This window comes from Deltaproteobacteria bacterium (genome assembly GCA_016219225.1).
Lineage (GTDB): Bacteria > Desulfobacterota > RBG-13-43-22 > RBG-13-43-22 > RBG-13-43-22 > RBG-13-43-22.
This window is the reverse complement of record JACRBX010000255.1, coordinates 1-6,487: the sequence shown is the minus strand read 5'-3', so window position 1 is coordinate 6,487 and position 6,487 is coordinate 1. Positions and strand designations below refer to the sequence as shown.

General features: G+C 50.9%; 8 protein-coding genes. All 8 read left to right on the top strand.

What is annotated here, in order from left to right:
- On the top strand, positions 1-449 hold a 449-nt coding region (locus HY879_21135), incomplete at its 5' end, for a cobalamin B12-binding domain-containing protein (protein ID MBI5605846.1).
- 280 nt (positions 450-729) lie between these two features.
- Positions 730-2,787 carry a DUF4445 domain-containing protein gene (locus HY879_21130; GenBank protein ID MBI5605845.1) on the top strand — a complete coding sequence of 686 codons (2,058 nt, stop codon included), beginning with the start codon at positions 730-732 and terminating at the stop codon, positions 2,785-2,787.
- 23 nt (positions 2,788-2,810) lie between these two features.
- Positions 2,811-3,155 (top strand): hypothetical protein, encoded by a 345-nt coding sequence (locus HY879_21125; protein MBI5605844.1) that lies wholly within the window; start codon positions 2,811-2,813, stop codon positions 3,153-3,155.
- Between the two features lie 171 nt (positions 3,156-3,326).
- The gene (locus HY879_21120) at positions 3,327-4,292 is read left to right on the top strand and encodes a GTP-binding protein (GenBank protein ID MBI5605843.1); all 966 of its coding nucleotides are present in this window, start codon (positions 3,327-3,329) and stop codon (positions 4,290-4,292) included.
- Between the two features lie 3 nt (positions 4,293-4,295).
- Positions 4,296-4,640: a hypothetical protein gene (locus HY879_21115; GenBank protein MBI5605842.1), complete on the top strand. Its 345-nt coding sequence runs from the start codon at positions 4,296-4,298 to the stop codon at positions 4,638-4,640.
- Positions 4,641-4,721: 81 nt separating this feature from the next.
- On the top strand, positions 4,722-4,952 hold the full coding sequence (locus tag HY879_21110) for a hypothetical protein (GenBank protein MBI5605841.1): 231 nt from the start codon (positions 4,722-4,724) through the stop codon (positions 4,950-4,952).
- A 377-nt stretch (positions 4,953-5,329) separates the two neighbouring features.
- Positions 5,330-6,283: a TIGR03905 family TSCPD domain-containing protein gene (locus HY879_21105; GenBank protein ID MBI5605840.1), complete on the top strand. Its 954-nt coding sequence runs from the start codon at positions 5,330-5,332 to the stop codon at positions 6,281-6,283.
- 66 nt (positions 6,284-6,349) lie between these two features.
- The coding region (locus tag HY879_21100) for a hypothetical protein (GenBank protein MBI5605839.1) at positions 6,350-6,487 on the top strand (138 nt) is incomplete at its 3' end.

The following is a 6,487-nucleotide window of genomic DNA, read 5'->3' as shown; positions in this document are numbered from 1 at the left end:
TTTATGCCGGTCTGGATATCCTCAGGCCCCATGTGCCCAAAAATGAATCCGGCAGCATAGCCCAGGTAGTCATCGGAAGTATCCAGGGAGACGTCCATGACATCGGGAAGAACCTGGTCAAGATGATGTTTGACGTGGACGGCTGGCAGGTCCATGACCTGGGCCGCTATGTGCCCCTGGAACAATTTGTTGAGACCCAGTTTCGAACAGATGCCGAAGTGGTGGACATGTCGGCCATGTTGTCGAACACCATGCTGGGCATGAATAATGTTATAAAGATGATCAAGGATAAAAACCCCAACGTAGCCATCATGCTCGGTGGGGCCCCGGTGACCAAAGACGTGGCCAACCTCTTCGGGGCCGACGGCTATGCCGAATCGGCCGGAAATGCCGTGGCCGAGGGCATCAAGATGATCGCCCGGTTGCGGGAAATGCAGAAGAAGAAATAGGCATTTTCACCGCAGAGACCCAGAGGACGCAGAGGAGAAAATTATTTTCGTGGTTCAATGCGCTTTTGCGGTGAACAAAAGCGTTCTTTTCAAATAGTGATGGTCTCGCAAAAACTCGTCATTCCCGCGCAGGCGGGAATCCAGGCCAAGCCTAACCAAATTATAAACACTGGATTCCCCGTTTTCACGGGAATGACGTAAATCGGCGCTTTTGGACTTTTTACGAACGCATCAATATTAAGGCGCCACGTATTATTATTTTCTGGAAAGGAATTTTCTAATGGAGAAAGCGAAACTTATTTTTCAACCCTCCGGAAGACGTGGGGAAGTTGATAAAGGGATGACGATTATTGAGGCCTCCAGGCGGGTCGGCGTGGATATTGAGGCCTTGTGCGGAGAGAAAAAGGTTTGCGGGAAATGCAAGGTGCGTATTGAAGAAGGATTTTATGAAAAATACGGGATCCAGTCTTCCAGGGACCATGTCAGCCCCTGGATGGAAGAAGAAGAAAAGTTCGTTAATGCCGAACAACGGGGTTTGGGCTATCGCCTGGGATGCTGCGCCAAGATCGAAGGGGATTTGCTCATTTTTGTCCCCGAGGAGTCGCGGGCAGGCAAACAGGTGGTCAGTAAAGCGGCCCGGGACATTCCTATCGACTGGAACCCGGCCGTCAAGGAATACTACGTCGAGGTGATTAAACCGAGTTTTGAACACCCGACCGGCGACTTTGAACGCATCCAGGATGAACTCAACCGGCAATACGGCTTAAGCGATTTGACCATCGACTATCAGACCCTCATCAAACTCCCGGCTCGGCTGCGGGAAGACAGCCGCTGGGCCATGACCGTTTCGGTCTGGATGGATAAAGAAATCATTCGCGTTTTACCGGGAAAACCCGACGGGTATAATTACGGTCTGGCCGTGGATATCGGCACGACGACCGTGGCCGCCTATCTGTGCAACCTGAAGACCATGGAGGTGATCGAAACCGTTTCCATGATGAATCCCCAGTGCAAATACGGGGAAGACGTCATGAGCCGCATCACCTACCATATGATGAATGAGGACGGCTTGGAGCGGATGAGCAACGATATGATCGAGGGACTCAACTGGCTCGTTGACCAGGCTTGTGGGGCCACCTATCCTCCCAAGAAGAAAAAGAAGCTCAAAGAAGGAGATAAGGTCACCGAGATTTTGAAGGAGATGCCGGAAGAAGGAAAAACCTACCTCCGCCTACAGCCCAAGGATATCGTCGATATGACCATTGTCTGCAATACGGCCATGCACCACATTCTCCTGAAATTGAACCCGGAGTTCGTCGGTCTGGCGCCCTTCCCGCCGGTCATTCACCGGAGTTTGGATATCAAGGCCCGGGATCTGAACATTAAAATAAATGACTCCGCTTACGTCCATGTCCTGCCCAACGAAGCCGGTTTTGTGGGGGCCGATAACGTGGGTGTTTTGATCGCCGAAGAACCGTATAAGAGCGATGAGATTCAACTGCTCATCGATATCGGGACCAACGGGGAATTGGTCCTGGGCAATAAGGAAAAACTGATCTCTTCCTCCTGCGCTACCGGCCCGGCCCTGGAAGGGGCCCAGTTGGCTTTCGGCATGCGGGCCGCCCCCGGGGCGATTGAACGGATCAAGATCGACCCGGAGACCCATGAGGTGGATTACAAGGTAATCGGCCGGGACGCCTGGAGGAGTTTTTCTAAGCCGGAAGAGATGAAGACCAAGGGAATCTGCGGATCGGGTATCCTGGATGTGTTGGCCGAACTCTATTGTTCCGGGGTGATTATGAAGAGCGGGGTTTTCAGTAAAGACCAGAAATCCAACCGCTTCCGCAGGAACGTGGACACCAAGCAACCGGAATTCATTATCGCCTGGGCCAATGAAACCAGCATCGAAAAAGACGTGGTGGTCACCCAGAAGGATGTGCGCCAGATCCAATTGGCTAAAGGGGCCTTGTATACCGGCTGCAAACTGATGATGCGCCGGATGAATATCGATAAAGTGGATGTGGTCAAGATCGCCGGTGCCTTCGGGACCCACGTGGACCGCACCAAGGCCTTGATCATGGGTTTGTTCCCCGACTGCGCCATCGACAAGATCATGTCGGTGGGTAACGCCGCCGGTGACGGCGCCCGGGCGGCCCTGCTCAACAGGGAAAAAAGGGTGGAGGCCAATTGGGTCTCCCGGAATGTGGAATACATCGAACTGACCGTGGAACAAGATTTTCAGATCCAGTTCATGGAATCCATGCAGATTCCGCACATGAAGGATGCCTTCCCCCATCTGGAAGGGGTTGTCCGTCCGGAAATTCTTCATCAGAAATAGGAAGAGAGGGCGGCCGGATATTGGTGGCAGAACAAACAGCATCCCAAACGAAAGTGATCCGGGTGACAGTCGATTCGGGCATCTGCGGGTTCCATTGCGTCGTCGAGGCCTGGGAGAAAGAAAAGCGGCAGGTTATCATTACGGTTTCCGGATCGGAATGTAAACAGATCCAGAGCTTGTCTGAGAAGGTCAAGGAGATGAATCTAAGAGAACTCTTTGCCCCGATCGGCCAAAATCTGGTATTTACTTCCGCTCAATCGGTCGGCTGTCACCCTTCCTGCCCGGTCCCCATAGCCATACTAAAGGCCGTGGAAGTGGCCATGGGCATGGCCCTTCCGCGGGATGCCGTCATCCGGTTTGAGTCATGAGATGAGGGATCACCGGATGCTGGATACTGGATACTGGTTGGAATCTTAATCGGTCCGTTTAATAAAATGGGGAAGCAGATTTTCGCAGATCACGATTCTATATTAAAATATCCAGCATCCAGTAACCAAGATTTATGGTAGAATCTCCTTTGAAAAGGGGGTAACCACCAAATGGCTTCTTCCATGGCTGAAAAACTCGGAGAGGAACCCGGCGTCCGTCCTCTTTGTGAAGTGATCCTGATCGCCGGCTTTTTAGGGGCGGGAAAAACCACTCTGCTGCGTCATATCCTTGAATGGCCCGGGGATCTGTCCAAGACGGCCCTCCTGGTCAATGAATTCGGACGGGTGGGGATCGACGGAGAACTCCTCCAAGGAAAAACACCTATGGTGGAATTGATCAACGGCTGTATCTGTTGTTCCCTCCAGGGAGATATGCTCAAGGCCATTGAAGAAATACTCGACGGGTTTCATCCCGAACGGCTCTTGATTGAGGCTACCGGAGTGGCCGACCCTTTTGACATTTTACGTTTTTTACGCCCCTCCAATGTATCCTCCCGGCTTTCGGCGCCCAAGGTGGTGACGGTCCTGGATGCCGACCTCTGGGAGGGACGGGAATACTTCGGTCCCTTGTTTTATAACCAGATCAAGGCCGCCGCCCTCCTTCTTTTCAACAAGATTGATCTCCTTCCGGAAGACCAGGTCCCGAAATATCTGAGCGACATTCGGGAGATCAATGCCGACTGCTCCATAATCCCAACCTATCACTGCCAGGTGGATCCGGCTGTTCTCTGGACTCCAGTGATCGAACACCTTCAGGGGTCTGCTATTCATCTTTCTCCTTTCCACGAGCACGGCAGCGCCGACGAGTTGGGTTACGTGGCTTTCGCCTTTGAAGAACAGTGCCCCTTTATGGACGAGTGTTTCCGGCGGTTTATCGAAGAACTTCCTATGAAACTTTATCGCGTAAAGGGTTTCGTCCAGTTGAATGGTAAACGATTTTTCCTGAATCATGTGGGGGGAAAAACCGAGTGGACCGAACTGGATCAGCCCGGGCCGACCAAGCTGGCCTTTGTAGGCTGGAAGGTGGATGAGGAAGAGGTGCTTAACCAATTGAAATTCTGTCTGAGGAATAATTAAAAGATGGGCAAAAAATTATTAATCGAAGTAATTTACAAGGCGGATTATTGTCTGCCTTGCGTTTATATGGATAAAGCCGTTCTCGACGTGCTCCCCCAGTATGAAGACATAGTTGATTACCGACGGGTTTGTTTCCTGGAAAGCGATGAGGCCCAGGAGCGATTTCTGGACCTCTCCAAGAAGTTGTATGGCATCGAGAAAGTGGATAGCCTGGATCAGGTGGCCCCTGTCCCTTCTCTGTTTATCGAAGGGGAGATGATTTTCGATATGATCCCTCCCCGGTTTGAATTGGAAGAGGCCATTGAAAAGGCCTTAAGAATCTATTCTATCTTTCGGACAACCCATTAGCCGATAACCAAGAGGACGGAAATGAAACCGATTCACCTGGAAGTTCTTCATGAAGGGGAACACTGAATCCCCTGTCATTATATGGCCCGGGTGGTCGAGTCCATAGCTTCCGACTACGGGAGTACCTTAATCTGGGAAAGGGTGATTACCAAAGATCTCTCAGGGGCAAAACGCTATTTGGAGCTTTCCCGGGAACATGGCCGAAACCTGCCCGTTCCGTCGATCGTCATCGATGGCTCTCTGGTTTTTGAGACGACCCCGTCTCAAGAGGAATTGCGGGATTACCTGGATCGAATGTTTTCTAAACTCTGAAACATGAAAATATCAAATATTGAGAGCCTATTGCAAAAGTAAGATTTAATTAAAATAGGTCAGGCATCTTGTTTGACAATGGGTTGAAATCAATATAGGGTCAGCCGAGACGGCTGACCTATTGCATGTTAATTTTGATGCGTTCGTAAAAAGTCCAAAAGCGCCGATTTACGTCATTCCCGTGAAAACGGGAATCCAGTGTTTTTAATTAGTTACATATAGCCTGGATTCCCGCCTGCGCGGGAATGACGAGTTTTTACGAGACCATCAATTTTGCAAAATTTAAACTTTTGCAAAAGCCTCTTGAATATCGAATAATGATTATCGAAGGATTGCAATAACAAACCCCTTCATGATTCGATTGAACGGAATTTTCAATGCCTGATCCCCAACGCTATATCTATCGCACCCAGGGTGTGTGCCCGTCGGAAATCCATTTTCGGATTGAGGACGAGTTGCTGCGGGAAGTCCGCTTTGTCGGAGGGGGTTGTCCGGGCAATGCCCAATTAGTCAGTCGCTTATTAAAGGATCAGCCTTTGGAGCGGTTCGCGGATTTTCTTGACGGGATCGAATGCAAAAACAAAACGTCCTGCCCGGATCAGTTATCCAAGGCTTTGAAGAAAGTGCAACAAGGGGAACTGCTTCCGGCCCGGTCTTTCCGGATCGTTGCCGATACGCAACCCAGAAAGCACCTGGCCCTGGTGGGAGATTTGGACGGCAAGGTCGAAGTCTGGAAGGCCCTTTCGGCTGAGTTTAAAAAGCTGGGGATCGAGGCTGCTTATTGTCTCGGTAACTTAATCGGGTCTTCACAGGGCACCAACGACCTATTGCGGGTCTTACGTAAAGAAAGACATTTACTGGCCATTCAAGGGGAAAGGGATTGGACCGCGGCAGGTGAAGTGGGAAAAGGGAGCACCGATTCTCTCGGAGAAAAAGAAAAGGCCTATCTTTCCGGCTTGGGCCAGGTTGTTTCTTTTCAGCTTGGAAACCGAAAGGGTTTAGGCTTTTTCGGCCAATACCTTCAGGACTTGCCGGATTATTCCGATTTTGAACCCTATGCTTTAGAGATGAATATGGTAGTCAACCTGACCCGGTTTATGCAGGATGAAACGGTCTTCCCCGCTTTGGAAACGATGATTCCTCAATTCAGTGTCCAGGTGATCGTTTTCAGTCAGATCCAAAAATGGGGCCATTGGCAGAAGAACGGCGTGGATTTCATCAGTCTCGGCCCGGCTTTTCAGGGAGATAAACTGGCCTGGGGAATTTTGGAAGAAAGGACAGGGCGCCTTCATTTCCGAGTCGAGGAACGGCCTTGGCCGTCGGGTGCATAGATGGAAAACAAAGTCCTGGTGGATGTGCTCCTGACCGATTTTCACCAGTGAATCGCCTGCGTCTATATGGCGGAATCGGTAAAGGCTTTACCGGAAGACATTCAGCAACTGATCGACGTTCGGGAATGGGATATGCGAACCCGGGAAGGGGTGACCCGTTTTCGAGAACTCCGGGCCAAATCCCTGCCCAGCGTAGCCTTGGAT

Excerpts from the sequence above, each read along its gene's own strand:
- HY879_21130 (MBI5605845.1), top strand. The coding sequence starts at position 730 with ATGGAGAAAGCGAAACTTATTTTTCAACCCTCCGGAAGACGTGGGGAA.
- HY879_21120 (MBI5605843.1), top strand. The coding sequence starts at position 3,327 with ATGGCTTCTTCCATGGCTGAAAAACTCGGAGAGGAACCCGGCGTCCGT.
- HY879_21115 (MBI5605842.1), top strand. The coding sequence starts at position 4,296 with ATGGGCAAAAAATTATTAATCGAAGTAATTTACAAGGCGGATTATTGT.
- HY879_21110 (MBI5605841.1), top strand. The coding sequence starts at position 4,722 with ATGGCCCGGGTGGTCGAGTCCATAGCTTCCGACTACGGGAGTACCTTA.
- HY879_21105 (MBI5605840.1), top strand. The coding sequence starts at position 5,330 with ATGCCTGATCCCCAACGCTATATCTATCGCACCCAGGGTGTGTGCCCG.